Source organism: Hydrogenophaga sp. NFH-34, from assembly GCF_021401345.1.
GTDB classification, from domain to species: Bacteria; Pseudomonadota; Gammaproteobacteria; order Burkholderiales; family Burkholderiaceae_C; genus Hydrogenophaga; species Hydrogenophaga electricum.
In genome coordinates this window covers 75966-91862 of record NZ_JACBGE010000024.1, presented here as the reverse complement: position 1 = coordinate 91862, position 15897 = coordinate 75966, and the positions used below count along the sequence as shown (strand labels likewise).

At 68.7% G+C, this 15897-nt stretch carries 17 protein-coding genes; 6 read left to right on the top strand and 11 right to left on the bottom strand.

Translation table 11 applies throughout. The annotated features are described in order from the left end of the window. Nucleotides 1-128: 128 nt before the first annotated feature. From L0977_RS20435 to L0977_RS20410, 6 genes are read right to left on the bottom strand one after another with little or no spacing between them, the layout of a single operon-like run. Nucleotides 129-917, bottom strand: a complete 789-nt coding sequence (locus L0977_RS20435) for a hypothetical protein (protein ID WP_442786657.1) — start codon at nucleotides 915-917, stop codon at nucleotides 129-131. A gap of 19 nt (nucleotides 918-936) precedes the next feature. Beyond that, entirely contained in the window at nucleotides 937-1428 is a 492-nt protein-coding gene (gene folK / locus L0977_RS20430) for a 2-amino-4-hydroxy-6-hydroxymethyldihydropteridine diphosphokinase (protein ID WP_234266705.1), read from the bottom strand. Continuing rightward, on the bottom strand, nucleotides 1425-3095 hold the full coding sequence (gene pcnB / locus L0977_RS20425) for a polynucleotide adenylyltransferase PcnB (RefSeq protein WP_234266704.1): 1671 nt from the start codon (nucleotides 3093-3095) through the stop codon (nucleotides 1425-1427). The genes folK and pcnB overlap by 4 nt, the downstream gene beginning before the upstream one ends. Further along, nucleotides 3092-3760 (bottom strand): HAD family hydrolase, encoded by a 669-nt coding sequence (locus tag L0977_RS20420; protein ID WP_234266703.1) that lies wholly within the window; start codon nucleotides 3758-3760, stop codon nucleotides 3092-3094. Before L0977_RS20420 ends, pcnB begins: the two co-directional genes overlap by 4 nt. A gap of 8 nt (nucleotides 3761-3768) precedes the next feature. Next, complete coding sequence (hda, locus tag L0977_RS20415; protein ID WP_234266710.1) at nucleotides 3769-4455, bottom strand: DnaA regulatory inactivator Hda; 687 nt, start codon at nucleotides 4453-4455, stop codon at nucleotides 3769-3771. A gap of 14 nt (nucleotides 4456-4469) precedes the next feature. Next, complete coding sequence (locus tag L0977_RS20410) at nucleotides 4470-5591, bottom strand: AI-2E family transporter (RefSeq protein WP_234266702.1); 1122 nt, start codon at nucleotides 5589-5591, stop codon at nucleotides 4470-4472. Nucleotides 5592-5741: 150 nt separating this feature from the next. Between L0977_RS20410 and purM the strand changes: the two genes are divergently transcribed. The 4 genes from purM (at nucleotide 5742) to L0977_RS20390 (ending at nucleotide 9159) form a co-directional block, all read left to right on the top strand. Next, complete coding sequence (gene purM / locus L0977_RS20405) at nucleotides 5742-6779, top strand: phosphoribosylformylglycinamidine cyclo-ligase (protein WP_234266701.1); 1038 nt, start codon at nucleotides 5742-5744, stop codon at nucleotides 6777-6779. Nucleotides 6780-6935: 156 nt separating this feature from the next. After that, nucleotides 6936-7511, top strand: coding sequence for an isochorismatase family protein (locus L0977_RS20400; protein ID WP_234266700.1), 576 nt, complete (start codon nucleotides 6936-6938; stop codon nucleotides 7509-7511). Beyond that, entirely contained in the window at nucleotides 7508-8155 is a 648-nt protein-coding gene (locus L0977_RS20395) for a DJ-1/PfpI family protein (protein ID WP_234266699.1), read from the top strand. The genes L0977_RS20400 and L0977_RS20395 overlap by 4 nt, the downstream gene beginning before the upstream one ends. Before the next feature lie 14 nt (nucleotides 8156-8169). After that, the gene (locus L0977_RS20390) at nucleotides 8170-9159 is read left to right on the top strand and encodes a GlxA family transcriptional regulator (protein WP_234266698.1); all 990 of its coding nucleotides are present in this window, start codon (nucleotides 8170-8172) and stop codon (nucleotides 9157-9159) included. Between the two features lie 2 nt (nucleotides 9160-9161). Here the strand turns inward: L0977_RS20390 and L0977_RS20385 are convergent, their stop codons facing one another. Together L0977_RS20385 and murJ are read right to left on the bottom strand one after the other, a co-directional pair. After that, nucleotides 9162-10019 (bottom strand): SirB1 family protein, encoded by an 858-nt coding sequence (locus tag L0977_RS20385; RefSeq protein WP_234266697.1) that lies wholly within the window; start codon nucleotides 10017-10019, stop codon nucleotides 9162-9164. A 35-nt stretch (nucleotides 10020-10054) separates the two neighbouring features. After that, a complete protein-coding gene (gene murJ, locus L0977_RS20380) occupies nucleotides 10055-11620 on the bottom strand; it encodes a murein biosynthesis integral membrane protein MurJ (protein WP_234266696.1) in 1566 nt (521 codons plus the stop codon). A gap of 141 nt (nucleotides 11621-11761) precedes the next feature. Between murJ and rpsT the strand changes: the two genes are divergently transcribed. After that, nucleotides 11762-12058 carry a 30S ribosomal protein S20 gene (gene rpsT, locus L0977_RS20375; protein WP_234266695.1) on the top strand — a complete coding sequence of 99 codons (297 nt, stop codon included), beginning with the start codon at nucleotides 11762-11764 and terminating at the stop codon, nucleotides 12056-12058. A 260-nt stretch (nucleotides 12059-12318) separates the two neighbouring features. On the opposite strand, the gene serS is transcribed toward rpsT, so the two are convergent. The 3 genes from serS to L0977_RS20360 are packed head-to-tail and all read right to left on the bottom strand — an operon-like array spanning nucleotide 12319 to nucleotide 15074. Then, nucleotides 12319-13644 (bottom strand): serine--tRNA ligase, encoded by a 1326-nt coding sequence (gene serS, locus L0977_RS20370; protein ID WP_234266694.1) that lies wholly within the window; start codon nucleotides 13642-13644, stop codon nucleotides 12319-12321. A 24-nt stretch (nucleotides 13645-13668) separates the two neighbouring features. Further along, nucleotides 13669-14625, bottom strand: coding sequence for a 4-hydroxy-3-methylbut-2-enyl diphosphate reductase (ispH, locus tag L0977_RS20365; RefSeq protein WP_234266693.1), 957 nt, complete (start codon nucleotides 14623-14625; stop codon nucleotides 13669-13671). Continuing rightward, a complete protein-coding gene (locus tag L0977_RS20360; RefSeq protein ID WP_234266692.1) occupies nucleotides 14625-15074 on the bottom strand; it encodes an FKBP-type peptidyl-prolyl cis-trans isomerase in 450 nt (149 codons plus the stop codon). Before L0977_RS20360 ends, ispH begins: the two co-directional genes overlap by 1 nt. 86 nt (nucleotides 15075-15160) lie before the next feature. Here L0977_RS20360 and radC point away from each other — a divergent pair, with 86 nt between their 5' ends. Further along, the gene (gene radC / locus L0977_RS20355; RefSeq protein ID WP_234266691.1) at nucleotides 15161-15853 is read left to right on the top strand and encodes a RadC family protein; all 693 of its coding nucleotides are present in this window, start codon (nucleotides 15161-15163) and stop codon (nucleotides 15851-15853) included. Nucleotides 15854-15897 lie beyond the last annotated feature (44 nt).

Sequence of the window (15897 nt, the reverse complement as noted above, 5' to 3'; positions counted from 1 at the left end):
TGACTCCTGCATCGCGTCTGAACCTCGCATCGTCTGGACTCCTTGTTGAGCGAGCAGTCAGTATCTACAACGATGCTCCTGAATGCCAGGTTTTATGGGAGCGAAATTCAACAGCCTGCTAAGGCCCCCTATGGCGCCGTCACCGCCTGCACAGGCAGGAACTGCAACAGCGTGCCGCCCACGAAGTTCTGCACATAGCTGACCACGGCGCGCCGGTATTTTTCGGTCGTGACCGAGGCCAGCAGGTCCACGCGCGCAATCATCTTGCCGAACTCGCGCTCGAAACTCAGGTTGCGCGCCTGCGCCGTGATCTCGTCGGCCAGCAGCAGCGGCCTGCCCGCCCGGTCGCGCCGCTGCGCCAGCATCCACGCGGCAATCTCGATGTTGCGGGCGGCGTTGTAGAGCGCCTGGGCGTCCAGACCGTCGAGCAGGTAGAAGCGGGTCTTGCCGCCGTGCGCGGTGATCAGCATGTCACCCAACCCATAGGTGAAGGCCGCCACCCGGTCGCCTGCGAACGCGGGGTCGAGCGCCACGGCCAGCGCCGCGATGTCGCGCTTGTCGGCCAGGGCCAGATCGGGCCAGGACCGGCGCGCTTCGAGCGCCTGACGCACCGCGTCCATCGCCGCTTCGCGGCTGGAAAAACCCCCTTTGCGCCACTCCTGGGGATTGCGCCGGTACAGCTTGTCCATCAGCAGGAACAGGCTGGCCAGGTTGTCGCGCATGCCCAGCGTGGCCATGCGGTTCACGTCCGACTGCGCCAGCTCGCCGGAGGCCATGGGCTCGGGCTGCACTTCGCCCCGGGGAGCCGGCGTCGATGTGCAGCCGGCCAGCAGCGCCCAGGCCATGAGCGCCAGCAGGCACCAGGCCCCGGAGCGCCAGGTCATCGACAACAGGGAGAGCGAAAAGACGGACGGCATGACAGGAGGGTCCGCCCCGTCAGCGCAGCCGCTCCACCACCTGGTGTTGCACCGCCGCCAGCGCCGCCGGCGGCACCCGTTCGGGGGCCAGATCGTGCAGCGGGACGAGAACAAAAGCCCGGTCCATCATACGGGGGTGTGGCACGGTGAGCCGGGGCGAAACGATGCGCGCCGTGCCATACGTCAACAAATCCAGATCCAGTGTGCGCGGCGCGTGGTGGTAGGGCCGCTGCCGACCGGCATCCGCCTCGACGGCCTGCAGCAGGTCCAGCAGCGCAGGAGCCGTCAGCGTCGTGTCCAGCAGCGCGACCGCGTTGACAAAATCCGGGCCCGTCGCGTCCACCGGCGCGGTGCGGTAGAAGCCCGAGACGCGCAACTCCGCAATGCCCGGATGGGCCTGCAAGGCCGCCAGCGCAGCCTGCAGCGCCTGCACCGGATCACCCAGATTGGCCCCCAGCGCCACGCAGGCCCGCACCGGGTCGCGCGCAAGAGCGGCGCCAGCCAGGGTCATTCGCCCGCCGGGGGCGCCCCACCGTCATCGGCCGGCGCGGCCCCGCTGCCCGAAGGCTTGCGTCGGCGACGACGGCGTTTCTTGGCCGGTGCGCTGCCATCGGCAGGCATGCCATCGGGCGTACGCAATTCGGGCAGATCGTCGCCCGGCTCACCAGCCCCGTCGTCATCGGCCTCGGTATCCGGCGGCCGGAAGCGCGGGTCGTCCTGCTCAGCGGCGCCGGTGCCCGGATGGTCGGCATCGCCCTTTTTCACGCGCCGGGCCTTGCCGCTGCCCGCCCCTTTGGGCTGGCCGGACTTGCGCTGGGCGTCGATCATGTCCTGGCGGTGGTCTTCGTCCGCGGTGCTGAAGGTTTCCCACCAGTGGGCCAGTTCCTCCTCGACCTCACCGGTCTGCGCGCGCAGGCGCAGGAAGTCGAAGCCGGCGCGGAAGCGCGGCTGCTCGACCAGGCTGAATGGGCCGCTGCCCACGCGCTTGTCGAAGCGCGGCTGCATGAGCCAGATTTCGCGCATGTCGGTGCCCAGCTTGCCGCGGCCGGAGACGTCACCGATGCGGGCATCGAAGGCCTCGTCCACCGCGTCCTGCAGGGCGGCAAACGGCGTGGGCGGACGTTGGTTGCCACGGGGCTGCAGGCGGCGCTCCCAGCCCTTGCGCACGTCGGCCCAGAGCACGCAGGCCAACAGGAAGCTGGGCGCCACCGGCTTGCCTTCGCCCACGCGGCGGTCGGTGTCCTGCAGCGCCCGCTGGACGAACGGGTCGCCTGCGCGCTCCACCACCACGTCGAGCAAGGGGTAGATGCCGGTGCCGAGGCCGGTGGCCTGGAGCTGCTCGATGCTGGCCAGCGCGTGGCCGGTCTGCAGCAGCTTGAGCATTTCGTCGAACAGGCGGCTCTGCGGCACGTCGGCCAGCAGCGTGCGCGAGGCGGCCAGCGGCGCCTGTGTCTTGGCATCGAAGCTGAAACCCAGGCGGCTGAGCTTGGCGGCAAAACGCACGGCGCGGATGATGCGCACCGGGTCTTCGCGGTAGCGCGTGGCGGCGTCGCCGATCATGCGCAGGGTTTTCTTCTGCGCGTCGCGGATGCCGTGGTGGAAGTCGACCACGACCTGCGTCTCGGGGTCGTAGTACATGGCGTTGATGCTGAAGTCGCGGCGCGCGGCGTCCTGCTCGATCGGCCCCCAGACGTTGTCGCGCAGCACCCGGCCGCTGGCATCGACGGCGTGCTTCATGGTCGAGAGTTCGCCCTTGCTGGTGCGTTCGTTGCCGCTGACCTGTTCGGCATCGGCGCTGTCGAGGTAGGCGCGGAAGGTGGAGACCTCGATGACCTCGTGCTCGCGCCCCCGGCCATAGACCACGTGCACGATGCGAAAGCGCCGGCCGATGATGAAGGCGCGGCGGAACAGGCTCTTGACCTGCTCGGGCGTGGCGTTGGTGGCGACGTCGAAGTCCTTGGGGCGCAGACCAAGCAGCAGGTCGCGCACGGCGCCGCCGACGATGTAGGCCTCGTAACCGGCGCGTTTGAGGGTGTGCACCACGTCGATGGCGCGCTGGTCCACCAGCTTGGGGTTGATGCCGTGCACGCTGGCCGGCACGTCGGCGCGCTGGCCGAATTTGCCGGCCTTCTTGCCGCCGGACTTGCCCAGCAGCTTGTCGATGAATTTCTTGATCATTCGAAGAGGTTCAGGATGCGCCAGCCGCGTTCGGCGGCGATGGCGGTCAGCCGGGCATCGGGATTGGTGGCCACCGGCTCGTGCACCTTGTCGAGCAGCGGCAGGTCGTTGATCGAGTCGCTGTAGAAGGTGCTGTGTTCGACACGCGACCAGTCCAGGCCCCGCGCGGCCAGCCATTGTTCCACACGCGCCACCTTGCCCTCGCGAAAGGACGGGGTGCCCCGGATGGCTCCGGTGGGGTTGCCGGCGGCATCGCGCTCCAGGTCGATGGCAATCAGCTCGGAAACGCCGAAGGCCTGGGCAATCGGCCGGGTGACGAATTCGTTGGTGGCGGTGACGATGATGACCTGGTCGCCCGCGGCCTGGTGCCGCTGCACCAGTTCGCGCGCCGCCGGCCGGATGGCCGGTCCGATCACCTCCTGCATGAAGCGCCGGTGGGCCGCGTCGGCGGCTGCCACGCCGTGCTCGCGCAGGGCGTCCACCGAGAACCGGATGTATTCGTGGATATCCAGCGTGCCGGCCTTGTACTGCTCATAGAAGTAGTCGTTGGCGTGGGTCTGGGCTTCGGCCGCACGCCAGCCCAGGGTGACGACGAAGTCGCCCCAGGCGTAGTCCGAATCGAGCGGCAGCAGGGTGTGGTCCAGGTCAAACAGGGCAAGCTTCATGCAGGGTCTTATTCGTTTTCGAGCATCGACTTGATCAGCGGGATGGTGACCGCGCGCTGCGTGCGCAGGGCGTAGGCGTCGAGCTGGTCCAACAGCATCATCAGGCTGGAGAGGTCGCGGGAGAAGCGGTTGAGCATGAAATCCATCACCTCGTCGCCGAGGAACACGCCCCGCTCGTCGGCGGCGCGGCGCAGCACGGCGCGACGCTCGGCTTCACCCAGGGCGTGCAGCTGGAACACGTGGCCCCAGCCCAGGCGGGTGCGCAGGTCTTCGCGCAACTGCAGGTCGGCCGGCGGCCGGTCGGCGGCGGCGAGCACCCAGCGGGCGCGCCCCTGCGCAGGCGTCTGCGCATTGACGAACCAGTTGAAGGCCGCCGCCTGCTGCTCGGCGGTATAGAGCTGGCAATCGTCGAGCAGCACCGCGTCCCAGTGGTCGTCAAAAGCAACCGGGTGCAGGGTGCCGGCGTCAAGCCAGCCGACCCGGGCGCCCTGCTCTCGCAGCGCTTCGCGCACGGCGCCCAGCAGGTGGGTCTTGCCGCTGCCGCCCTCGCCCCACAGAAAGGTGGGTACCGGCGAACGCAGCGGGTTGCCCGCCCACAGCTGCAGGTGCTCCAGCGCCGCCTCGTTGCCCACCGCCACGAAATTGTCCAGCGTGGACACCGGCGCCATGCCGATGTCCAGCGCCATCTGCCGCATCACGATCGGTGCGCTCATGAGGCCTTGTCTTCCGGTGCCGGGCGCCGCTGGGCCGGGGGCGCGGACGGCAAAGGCGGCTGCAGATAGATATCGCTGGCCAGATAACCCGCCTGAACGCGGCGGATGCCCACCAGCAGCACGGCACTGGCCGGCAATGCCACCAGCACGCCCACGAAGCCGAACAGATGGCCAAAGGCCATGAGGGCAAAGATCACCGCGATGGGGTGCAAACCGATGCGCTCGCCCACCAGGCGCGGGGTCAGGAAAAAGCTCTCCACCACCTGACCAACGGTGTAGACACCGGCCACGGCGGCCACGCCCCAGACGCTCTGGAATTCGAGCAGGGCGGCCAGCAGGCCCAGCACCAGCCCCAGACCGAACCCCAGGTAGGGCACAAACACGGCCAGCCCGGTGAACACGCCGATGGGCAAGGCCAGGTCCAGCCCGGTCAGCGCCAGACCCACGGTGTAGAACACCGCCAGCACCCCCATGACCAGCAACTGGCCACGCAGGTACTGGCCCAGCACCTCGTCCGTCTCATCGAGAAAGCTCTGCACGCTGGCGCGCCAGCGCGGCGGAATGAGCTGCTTGACGCGCGCGACCATGTTGTCCCAGTCGAGCAGCAGGTAATAGGCCACGATGGGCGCCAGCACCAGATTGCCGAACACCGCCGCCACGGCGCTGCCGCCGATGCGCAAGGACGACAGCAGCCCGCTGATCAGCTCGCTTTCGTTGGCCACCACCAGCCCGCGCAACCACCCCTGGATCAGGGACACGTCGATCTGCAAGGCCATCCCGAAACGGGCGCCCAGTTGCTGGACCCCTTCGCTGGCTTTGTCCAGCAGCAGCGGCACTTGCTCCTTGAACAGCGGCACCTGCTTGGTGATCACCGGCACGATCAGCAGCAGCACGGCCAGCAGCACCATCACCAGCAACGTGAGCGCCAGCCCGGCGCCCAGCCAGCGGGGGACCCCTTTGGCGCGCAAACGCTCCACCCCGGGGTGCAGCACGTAGGCCAGCACCGCCGACAGCAGGAAGGGCATCAGCACCGGCGACAGCATCGTCAGCAGCAGCCACACCGCCACGGCGATGGCGGCCCAGGCGGCCAGGCGCAGCTGGTAAGGGGTGAAGGTCATGGGTCGATCCGCAAGAGTCGGCACGGCCGACGGAGGGGCAAGGGGCAAACCCTTAAAATCCGGTGCTGATTCTAGTCGGCCCCCTTGGGCGGCCGTCCGCAGCCCTCTCCCCCCGAACTTCCGCCCGCGCCCCCGGGACGCCCCCATTTCATGACCTCCAGCAGCACGCCCCTTTCCTACAAAGACGCCGGTGTCGATATCGACGCTGGCGACGCCCTGGTCGAACGCATCAAGCCCCTGGCCAAGAAGACGCTGCGCGAAGGCGTGATGGCCGGCATCGGCGGCTTCGGTGCCCTGTTCGAGGTGCCCAAGCGTTACCAAGAGCCGGTGCTGGTGAGCGGCACCGACGGCGTGGGCACCAAGCTCAAGCTGGCCTTCGAATGGAACCTGCACGACACCGTGGGCATCGACCTCGTCGGCATGAGCGTGAACGACGTGCTGGTGCAGGGCGCCGAGCCGCTGTTCTTCCTGGACTACTTCGCCTGCGGCAAGCTGGACGTGGACACCGCTGCCGCTGTGGTGGGCGGCATCGCCAAGGGCTGTGAGCTGTCCGGCTGCGCGCTGATCGGCGGCGAAACCGCCGAAATGCCCGGCATGTACCCAGCCGGCGAATACGATCTGGCGGGCTTTTGCGTCGGCGCGGTCGAAAAGAGCAAGATCCTGACCGGCCGGGATGTGAAGCCGGGCGACGTGGTGCTGGGCCTGGCCTCGCACGGCGTGCACTCCAACGGTTTTTCGCTGGTGCGCAAGTGCATCGAGCGCGCTGGCGCCGATTTGCCGGCCACGCTGGACGGCCAGCCGTTCCGCCAGGCCATCATGGCGCCGACCCGCCTGTACGTGAAGAACGTGCTCGCCACCCTCGCCAAGCACCCCGTGAAGGCCCTGGCCCACATCACCGGCGGCGGCCTGCTGGAGAACATTCCGCGCGTGCTGCCCGAAGGCACGGCCGCCCACCTCAAGAAGGGCAGCTGGCCGCAGACCGAGCTGTTCGCCTGGCTGCAGAAGGTCGCCGGTATCGACGACATCGAGATGAACCGCACCTTCAACAACGGCATCGGCATGGTGGTGGTGATCGCCGCCGAAGAAGCCGCCGCCTGCGCCGCCACCTTGCGCGAACTGGGCGAGACGGTTTACGAGATCGGCGCCATCGCCGCCCTGGGCGACGGCGCGTCGGTGGTGGTCGCCTGAACGGCGCCCGGACCGACCATCCGAAGGGCTCCCTGGGAGCCCTTTTTCATGTCCGAAAATGCACGTTTCCGGTCCGGCCTGAAACGGACAGGCGACGGTGAAACGCCCACAATGCGGGGCATACCGTGTCGATCCGACACGCCGCCTGGAGACCCGATGCCCCTTCCCACCCACGCCGCCCTGCTCGTCATCGACGTCCAGGAATCCTTCCGCCACCGCCCCTTTTTCAACGAGGCCGACCTGCCCGCCTACCTGGCGGCCCAGAACGCCCTGATCGCGGCCTGCCAGCACGCCAGCGTGCCGGTGATCCGCATCCTGCATGCGGACGGACCGGAATCCCCGACCAACCCGTTCGCCCAGGCCAGTGGGCATGTGCGGCCGCTTGAAGGCCTGGCCGATTTTGAACCGGCGGCCACGTTCGTCAAACACCGCCACAGCGCCCTGGTGGGCACCGGGCTCGACGTCTGGCTGACCACCCATGGCATCCGCCACCTGATCGTCAGCGGCATCCGCACGGAACAATGCTGCGAAACCACCACGCGCCACGCGTCCGACCTGGGCTGGCAGGTCGATTTCGTGCCCGAAGCCACCCTGACCTGGGACATGACCCAGCCCGATGGCAGCGTGCTCAGCGCCGACGCGATCAAGGCCCGCACCGCCACCGTGCTGGCGGGCCGCTTCTGCACCCTGCGCCAGGTCGCCGACTACGCCCTGGAGGCCATCACGCCATGACCGCGCCCACCGCAGCGCTGAACATCCACATCCTGGCCTTCGACGAGGTCGAAGCCCTGGACCTCGCCGGCCCCTACGAGGTGTTCACCACCGCCGCCCGGGTCGCCGCGCGGCTGGCAAGCGGCGCCAATGCACCCGCCGGGCTCGCCAGCGCTGCCCGCTGGCAGGTGCGCTGCGTGTCGCGCGACGGCGGGCCGGTGCGCGCCCGTGCCGGACTGCGGATACTGCCCGAGGCCGCGTTCGCGACGGCCGGCCCCTGCGATCTGCTGGTGGTCCCCGGTGGTGTGGTCGACGGCCCCCTGGCCTGCCCCGACACCCTCGCCTGGGTGCGCGAGACCGCGGCGCGCTGCCCCATTACCGCCAGCGTCTGCACCGGGGTGTTCGTGCTGGCGGCTGCGGGCGTGGTGCACACGCACCGCGTCACCACGCACTGGGAAGATGTGGCCGATCTGCGGCAGCGCTGGCCCCACCTGCAGGTCGACCCCGACGCCCGCTGGGTGGACGAAGGCACCGTCGTCAGTTCGGCCGGCATCAGCGCCGGCATCGACATGAGCCTTCACCTGGTGGAGCGCTTTGCCGGCCAGGCCCTGGCCGAGCGCACCGCCCGCCAGATGGACTACCGCTGGCAGCGCGAAGCCGCCTGACCCTCCATCACCCCATGCCTGCCATCCGCGTCCATTTCGTGCTGCTGCCAGGCAGCCTGATCCTCGACTGGGCGGGCCCCGCCGAGGTGCTGCGCGCGGCCAACCAGAGCCTGCAGGCACAAGGGCGCGAAGCGCTGTTCGGCCTGCACTTTATCGGTCCCCAACCGGAGACCACCAGCTCCGTGGGCGCGCGCATCGGCCAGATCGCGCCTTTGCCATCGCTGGCCGCAGACCTGGCCGGCGAGCCCGGCTGCGACTGGGTTGTTCTCGTCGGCCACCCGGGGCACAGCGTGGATGTGGACAACACGCCGGCCCGCGCCCTGCTGCACTGGCTGCGGGGCCTGCGTCCCCGGGCCGGCCGGCTCGAACTGCTGTGCGTGTGCGCCGGTGCGCTGTACGCCGCGCACGCGGGCCTGCTGGCCAACCGGCAGGCCACCACCCACCACGAACACCTGGACGAATTGCGCGCGGCCGATCCCACCTGCCAGGTGCAGGCCAACCGGGTGTTCGTGCTGGACCCGCCCGTGGCCTCCAGCGCCGGCGTCACCACCGGGATCGACCTCTTCCTGCACATGGTGGCCACCCATGCCGGCGCGGCGATTGCGGCCCAGGTGGCCCAGGCGCTGGTCGTGGCCTTGCGGCGCGGCCCGGCCGACCCGGAGCTCTCACCGTTCCTGCACCACCGCAACCACCTGCATGCCGCTGTGCACCGTGTGCAGGACGCCATCAGCCAGCAGCCGCAGCAGGACTGGACCGTTCCGGCCATGGCCCGGGTGGCGCACACGTCCGAGCGCCACCTGGCCCGGCTGTTTGCCGAGCACGCCGGGGTGAGCCCGCTGGCGTATCTGCAAGGCATCCGGCTGACGGTGGCCGAAGCGGCCCTGGCCTCGGGGCACAACGTGTCGCAGGCAGCGCGGTTTGCCGGTTTCAGCTCCGACGCGCAATTGCGCCGCACCTGGCACCGCCTGGGGCGGCCGGGCCGGCCCGGTCTGGCCGCCGGCTGAACTCAGTTCAGCGCCTGGCGCAGCTCGGCCAGGCGCTGGGCCATGGCCTCGCGGTCCTGGGCGTTGTCGGTGTGGGTCACGTAACGATCAAGGTCTTCCACCGCCAGGCGCGCCTCGCCCATTTCCGCCCAGGCCAGACCCCGGTCGCGGTACTCGTCCCAGGCGTCGGGCAGCAGGATCAGCAGGCGGTCGAGCACCGCGATCAGGCGCAGCCAGTCGGCCTGCGAACGGTGGATTTCCTTGAGGTTGCGCAGCATGCGCGCCAGGATCTCGCGCGGCGGCGCCGCCTGCAGGTACAGGCCAACCGGCACGTCGTAGTCGTCGACCAGGCCTTGCCGGCGTTTGTAGGGTTCGAGCCGCTCCGACAGATCTTCCCGGCTCAGCGACTGGCCGGTGAAGGGGTCGATCACCACCTGCCCGTCGGGCAGGTTGATCTTGACCATGAAATGCCCGGGAAAGTTGACGCCCCGCGCCTTCAGCCCCAACCCTTCCGCCAGTTCCAGCCACAACACCCCCAGCGTGATGGGTATGCCGCGGCGGGTGCGCAGCACCACGTTCAGGTGGCTGTTGTCGGGGTCGTAGTAGTTGTTGACGTTGCCGCCAAAGCCCAGGTCGTGGAAAAAGAACTGGTTGAGCACCCGCAGCCGCTGCAAGGCCCCGGCATCGCCCGCACAGCGGCGGCGCACGCGTTCGAGCAACTGGTCCATGTCTCCCAGCACCTGCTGCACGTCCAGGTCGGGGTATTCGTCCTGGGCGATCGACACCGCCGCTTCCAGCAGCGGCACGTGGTCGTCGTCGCGCACCAGGCTCGCGAAATAGGCCAGGGGCGTGGGGGGCGCGGTGTCGATCGGAAGTGCCATGGTGCCGACATTGTCGCGCGAGCGCCCTGCCCCGCTCAACGCCTCAGGAACTGGCGCAGCCGCACGCCGGCCATCACCAGGCTGCCGAAGTACAGACCGGCCGCGCCCAGCAGCGTGACCGTCAGCCAGCCGATGCGTGTCCAGGGCAGCGCGCCCAGCGCCAGCCAGTCCTGGCTGGAGGCGCTCCACATCAGGAACACCGCCAGCAGCGCGCTGGCCGCCAGCACCTGCAGCGCAAACCGGCCCCAGCCCGGCGCGGGCCGGTAAGCGCCCCGGCGCACCAGACCGATCAGCAGCCACAAGGCATTGATCATGGCCCCCAGCCCGATGGCCAGCGCCAGCCCGGCGTGGGCCAGCATGGGCACGAACAGCAGGTTCATCAACTGGGTCAGCACAAGCACGACCACCGCGATCTTGACCGGGGTGCGGATGTCCTGGCGCGCGTAGAAGCCGGGCGCCAGCACCTTGATCGCCACCAGCCCCAGCAGGCCAGCCCCGTAGCCCATGAGGGCGAGCGCGGTCTGGCGCACGTCGCCATCGGAGAACGCGCCGTAGTGGTAGAGCACGGTCACCAGCGGCTGCGCAAACGTCAGCAAGGCCACGGCACAAGGCACGGCCAGCAGCAGCACCAGCCGCAGCCCCCAGTCGAGCAGGCCGCTGTAGCGGTCGCCATCATCGGCCGCCCTGGCCGCCGCCAGTTGCGGCAGCAGCACCACGCCCAGCGCCACGCCCAGCATGGCGGTGGGGAATTCCATCAGCCGGTCGGCATAGGTCAGCCAGCTCACGCTGCCCGTGGTGAGGTGCGACGCGATCTGGGTGTTGATGAGCAGCGAGATCTGCGCCACGCTCACGCCCAGCAGGGCCGGCAGCATCAGCGTGGTCACGCGGCGCGTGCCCGGGTGGTTCCAGGCGGCCCTCAGGTGCGACCAGCGCAGGCTCACGTGCGGCAGCATGCCCAGCCGGCGCAGCGCGGGAATCTGTACCCCCAGTTGCAGGGCTCCACCCAGCATCACGCCGACCGCCATGGCGTAGATCGGCTCGATGCCCAGGGAACGGAACCACGGTGCGCCCAGCCAGGCGGCACCGATCATGGCCACATTGAGCAGCACCGGCGTGGCCGCAGGCACCGCAAATTTTTTCCAAGTGTTGAGAATACCCGCCGACAGCGCGACCAGCGACATGAAGGCGATGTAGGGAAACATCCAGCGCGTCATGACCACCGCCGCCTCGTAGCCCTGCGGGTTCTGCTGCAGGCCGCTGGCCATGGCCCAGACCAGCACCGGCGCGGCGGCCACCCCGAGCACACAGGTCAGCAGCAGGGCCCACACGAGCACGGTGGCGATCTGGTCGACCATGCGCCGCGTGGCCTCGTCGCCTTCGGTCTCGCGCACGCCCGCCAGCACCGGCACGAAGGCCTGACTGAAAGCGCCTTCGGCAAACAGGCGGCGCAGCAGGTTGGGAATGCGGAACGCGACGTTGAAGGCGTCGGTCAGCGCGCTCGCGCCGAAGGTGGATGCCACCAGCAGTTCGCGCACCAGACCGGTGATGCGGGACGCCAGCGTGAGCAGGGAAACGAGGGAGGCGGACTTGAACAGCGACACCGCGGCAGTGTAAGCCAGCCCCCGCTCCCCTCTGGCCCCTGTAACAACCCGGTACCAGATGGCGGCCACGACAGCACTCGGCCGCGTGGTAGAATGTTCGGCTTTGCTGGCATCATCCCAAACACGTAAAGGATTACTCCCATGGCAACCAAGCCGAAGAAAAAGAACCCCCGTCTGGCGTCCGGCCGCAAGCGCGCCCGCCAGGACGTCAAACTGAACGCCGCCAACAGCTCGCTGCGTTCGAAGTACCGCACCGCCGTCAAGAACGTCGAAAAGGCTGTTCTGACCGGCGACAAGGCCAAGGCCACCGAACTGTTTGCCAAGATGCAAGGCGTCGTCGACACCATCGCCGACAAGGGCATCTTCCACAAGAACAAGGCCGCTCGCGACAAGAGCCGCCTCTCCGCCAAGGTCAAGGCCCTGGCCGCAGCCGCCTAAAAACCGGCCACCGGCCTGCCCCGGCAGACCACCAGCCCGGACCCCTCTCGGGTCCGCCGTTTGAAACGGTGCGCTGCCAGCAAAAAAAGGAAAACCGCCGCGTCGCAAGACCGGCGGTTTTTTCTTGGTGTTTGTCTGGTGGCGGGCAAATGAAAGACCGGTGAGTTCCATCGCGGTGCCGGTCCCTCGGTCCACCCGCCAGGCGGTTCAGGCGCCCCACCCCGGTCCGGGGCAACTTTTGGGGGCGCCAGCGGCGTGCCTCAGTCGGCGCTCAGCCGCTCCAACCCGCCCAGGTAAGGCCGCAGCACCTCGGGCACCGTCACGCTGCCGTCGGCGTTCTGGTAATTTTCCAGCACCGCCACCAGGGCACGGCCCACGGCCAAGCCCGAGCCGTTGAGGGTGTGCACCAACTCATTCTTGCCCTGGGCGTTCTTGAAGCGCGCCTGCAGGCGGCGCGCCTGGAAGGCCTCGCAATTGGAGACCGAGCTGATCTCACGGTAGGTCCCCTGCGCCGGCACCCAGACTTCGAGGTCGTAGGTCTTGGCCGAACCGAAGCCCATGTCGCCCGTGCACAGCGCCATCACGCGGTACGGCAGGCCGAGCTTCTGCAGCACGGCTTCGGCGTGGCCGGTCATGGCCTCCAGGGCCTCGTAGCTCTTTTCAGGATGCACGATCTGCACCATCTCGACCTTGTCGAACTGGTGCTGGCGGATCATGCCGCGCGTGTCGCGCCCGGCGCTGCCGGCTTCGGAACGGAAACACGGGGTGTGCGCCGTCAGCTTGATCGGCAAATCGGCCTCGGCCAGCACGGTGTCGCGCACCACGTTGGTCAGCGTCACCTCGCTGGTGGGAATCAGGTACAGCGCCTGGTTGTCGTCGGTGCCGTCCTGCCCGCCCTTGCGGGCCGCGAACAGATCGCCCTCAAATTTGGGCAACTGGCCGGTGCCGCGCAGGGTGTCGGCATTGACGATGTAGGGCGTGTAGCACTCGGTGTAGCCGTGTGCCTGCGTCTGCGTGTCCAGCATGAACTGCGCCAGCGCCCGGTGCAGGCGGGCGATCGGGCCGCGCATGAAGGTGAAGCGAGAGCCTGCCAGCTTGACGCCGGTGTCGAAGTCCAGCCCCAGCTTTTCGCCGATGTCCACATGGTCGCGAACCTCGAAATCAAAGCTGCGCGGCCCTTTCCCGTCGGGGCTCCAGCGGCGCACCTCGACGTTGCCCGCTTCGTCAGCGCCCACCGGCACACTCTCGTGCGGCAGGTTGGGCACGGCCAGCAGCAGGGTCTGCAGCTCGGCCTGGATCACGTCCAGCCGCGCGGTCGAGGCTTCGAGTTCGGCCTTCATTTCGCCGACCTGCGCCATCACCGCATCGGCCTCGGCGTGCTGCCCCTTGCCCTTGAGCATGCCGATCTGCTTGGACAGGCTGTTGCGCTGGGCCTGCAGCGCTTCGGTGCGGGTCTGCAGCGTCTTGCGCTCGGTTTCCAGCGCCTGGAACGCGGCCACGTCGAGGTAGGGCTGCGGCTGTTTGCGGCTTTCCAGGCGCGCGACGACGGCGCCCAGGTCTTTGCGGAGTTGGAGGATGTCTAGCATGGGGAGGAAATTGTAGGGACCGGCTTACCGCAGGTGGGCGGGCGCGGCAGCGCCTTCGATCTTCAGGCCTTTGGGCAGGGGGAATTTCACGGTTTCGGTCAGGCCGTCCATGCGCCGCACGGCAATGGCGCCGAGATCGCGCAGGCGCTCGATCACCTGCTGCACGAGGATGTCGGGCGCCGAAGCACCGGCCGTCAGGCCGACACGCAGCTTGCCTTCGAACCATTCGGGTTGCAGCTCGCCCGCGTTGTCGACCATGTAGGCCGGCGTGCCGAGCTTGAGCGCCACCTCGCGCAGGCGGTTGCTGTTCGAGCTGGTGGGGCTGCCGACCACGATCACGATGTCCACCTGCGGGCTCAGCAGCTTCACGGCGTCCTGCCGGTTCTGGGTGGCGTAGCAGATGTCCTGCTGTTTGGGCTCGCGCACCTTGGGGAAGCGCGCTTTCACGGCGGCCAGGATGCCGGCCGCATCGTCCACGCTGAGGGTGGTCTGGGTCACCACCGCCAGCAGGTCGGTCTGCGCCGGCTGCACGCGCAGCACATCGGCTTCGTCCTCGACCAGGTGGATGCCGCTGTCGAGCTGGCCCATGGTGCCTTCCACCTCGGGGTGCCCCTTGTGGCCGATCATGATGAACTCGTAGCCTTCGCGGTGCAGCTTGGCCACCTCCACGTGCACCTTGGTCACCAGGGGGCAGGTGGCGTCAAAAATCTGGAAGCCGCGCCGCGCGGCCTCTTCCTGCACGGATCGGCTGACACCGTGGGCCGAAAACACCAGCGTCGCACCCGGCGGCACTTCGTCGAGCTCCTCGATGAAGATCGCGCCCTTGGTCTTGAGGTCGTTGACCACATAGGTGTTGTGCACGATCTCGTGCCGCACGTAGATGGGCCGGCCGAACTTGGCCAGCGCACGCTCGACGATTTCGATGGCGCGGTCCACGCCGGCACAGAAGCCCCGGGGTTCGGCCAGAAGAATCTCGTTCATCACAGCACACCGATCAGTTGCAGTTCAAAACGCACCGGCTGGCCGGCCAGCGGGTGGTTGAAGTCGAACAGCACCGCGCCATCGGCACGCACCTCGCGCACCGCGCCGGCGTAGGTGCCCAGCCCGCCGGGCGTGGGGAACTGCACCACATCGCCCACCGCGTACTGCTCGTGCGGATCGCCCAGCTGGTTGAGCAGCTTGCGCGCCACCCATTGCTGCATCTCGGGCTGGCGTTCGCCAAAGGCCTCGCCCGCAGCCAGTTCGATCACCGTGTGCGTGCCTTCCTCCAGGCCCAGCAGGCGCTGTTCGATGGCCGGCGACAGTTCCCCCGCGCCGAGGCTGAGCGTGGCCGGTTGCCCCTGCTCGAAGGTGTCGATGATGGTCTGGCCCTGCGGGCCGGTCATCCGGTAGTGCAGGGTCAGGAAAGAGCCTTCTTGGACTTGGGGCATGGTGGCGGACATCGAAAACGGAGGCCCGGGCAGCGGCCCGGGAAACTGCGTATTGTAAAAAGCAGGGGATTGCAGGGAGGAAAAAGATGAATGACCTGGCCGAACGCGGGCTCAAGAGCCTGCCCGCCGACGCGCGCCCGCGCGAAAAACTGCTCGCCCGCGGTCCGGCGGCGCTCAGTGATGCCGAGCTGCTGGCGCTGCTGCTGCGCACCGGCATGGCCGGCAAACACGTGCTGCAACTGGCGCAGGAACTGCTGGACCGCTTTGGCGGCGTGGGCGGCCTGCTGCACACCGATGCCGAGGCCCTGCGCGCCATCAAGGGCCTGGGCCCCGCCAAACGCGCCGAGGTCGTGGCGGTGCTGGAACTGGCGCGCCGTGCCCTGGTGCAGGAAATGCGGCAGAGCCCGCTGTTCGACAGCCCGGCCGCCGCCCGCCACTACCTGCAACTGCAGCTGGGCGCGCGGGCCCACGAAGTGTTTGCCGTGCTGTTCCTCGACAGCCAGAACCGCCTGATCGCCATGGAAGAGCTGTTCCGCGGCACGCTCACGCAGACCAGCGTCTACCCGCGCGAGGTGGTGCTGCGCGCGCTGCACCACCATGCCGCCGCCGTGGTGCTGGCGCACAACCACCCCAGCGGCGAAGCCCGCCCCTCGCGCGCCGACGAGGCGCTGACGCAGTCGCTCAAGGCGGCGCTGGCGCTGGTGGACGTGCGTGTGCTGGACCACTTCATCGTCACGCGCGAGCAGGCGGCGTCGATGGCGGAGATGGGGCTGGTCTGACACCGCGCCCGTCCAGCAGCCTGCTCACTCCAGGAACAGCTCGG

Bases quoted from the DNA above. Each gene is read 5' to 3' on its own strand.
- L0977_RS20435 (WP_442786657.1), bottom strand. From the start codon at position 917: ATGCCGTCCGTCTTTTCGCTCTCCCTGTTGTCGATGACCTGGCGCTCC.
- folK (WP_234266705.1), bottom strand. From the start codon at position 1,428: ATGACCCTGGCTGGCGCCGCTCTTGCGCGCGACCCGGTGCGGGCCTGC.
- pcnB (WP_234266704.1), bottom strand. From the start codon at position 3,095: ATGATCAAGAAATTCATCGACAAGCTGCTGGGCAAGTCCGGCGGCAAG.
- L0977_RS20420 (WP_234266703.1), bottom strand. From the start codon at position 3,760: ATGAAGCTTGCCCTGTTTGACCTGGACCACACCCTGCTGCCGCTCGAT.
- hda (WP_234266710.1), bottom strand. From the start codon at position 4,455: ATGCGGCAGATGGCGCTGGACATCGGCATGGCGCCGGTGTCCACGCTG.
- L0977_RS20410 (WP_234266702.1), bottom strand. From the start codon at position 5,591: ATGACCTTCACCCCTTACCAGCTGCGCCTGGCCGCCTGGGCCGCCATC.
- purM (WP_234266701.1), top strand. From the start codon at position 5,742: ATGACCTCCAGCAGCACGCCCCTTTCCTACAAAGACGCCGGTGTCGAT.
- L0977_RS20400 (WP_234266700.1), top strand. From the start codon at position 6,936: ATGCCCCTTCCCACCCACGCCGCCCTGCTCGTCATCGACGTCCAGGAA.
- L0977_RS20395 (WP_234266699.1), top strand. From the start codon at position 7,508: ATGACCGCGCCCACCGCAGCGCTGAACATCCACATCCTGGCCTTCGAC.
- L0977_RS20390 (WP_234266698.1), top strand. From the start codon at position 8,170: ATGCCTGCCATCCGCGTCCATTTCGTGCTGCTGCCAGGCAGCCTGATC.
- L0977_RS20385 (WP_234266697.1), bottom strand. From the start codon at position 10,019: ATGGCACTTCCGATCGACACCGCGCCCCCCACGCCCCTGGCCTATTTC.
- rpsT (WP_234266695.1), top strand. From the start codon at position 11,762: ATGGCAACCAAGCCGAAGAAAAAGAACCCCCGTCTGGCGTCCGGCCGC.
- serS (WP_234266694.1), bottom strand. From the start codon at position 13,644: ATGCTAGACATCCTCCAACTCCGCAAAGACCTGGGCGCCGTCGTCGCG.
- ispH (WP_234266693.1), bottom strand. From the start codon at position 14,625: ATGAACGAGATTCTTCTGGCCGAACCCCGGGGCTTCTGTGCCGGCGTG.
- L0977_RS20360 (WP_234266692.1), bottom strand. From the start codon at position 15,074: ATGCCCCAAGTCCAAGAAGGCTCTTTCCTGACCCTGCACTACCGGATG.
- radC (WP_234266691.1), top strand. From the start codon at position 15,161: ATGAATGACCTGGCCGAACGCGGGCTCAAGAGCCTGCCCGCCGACGCG.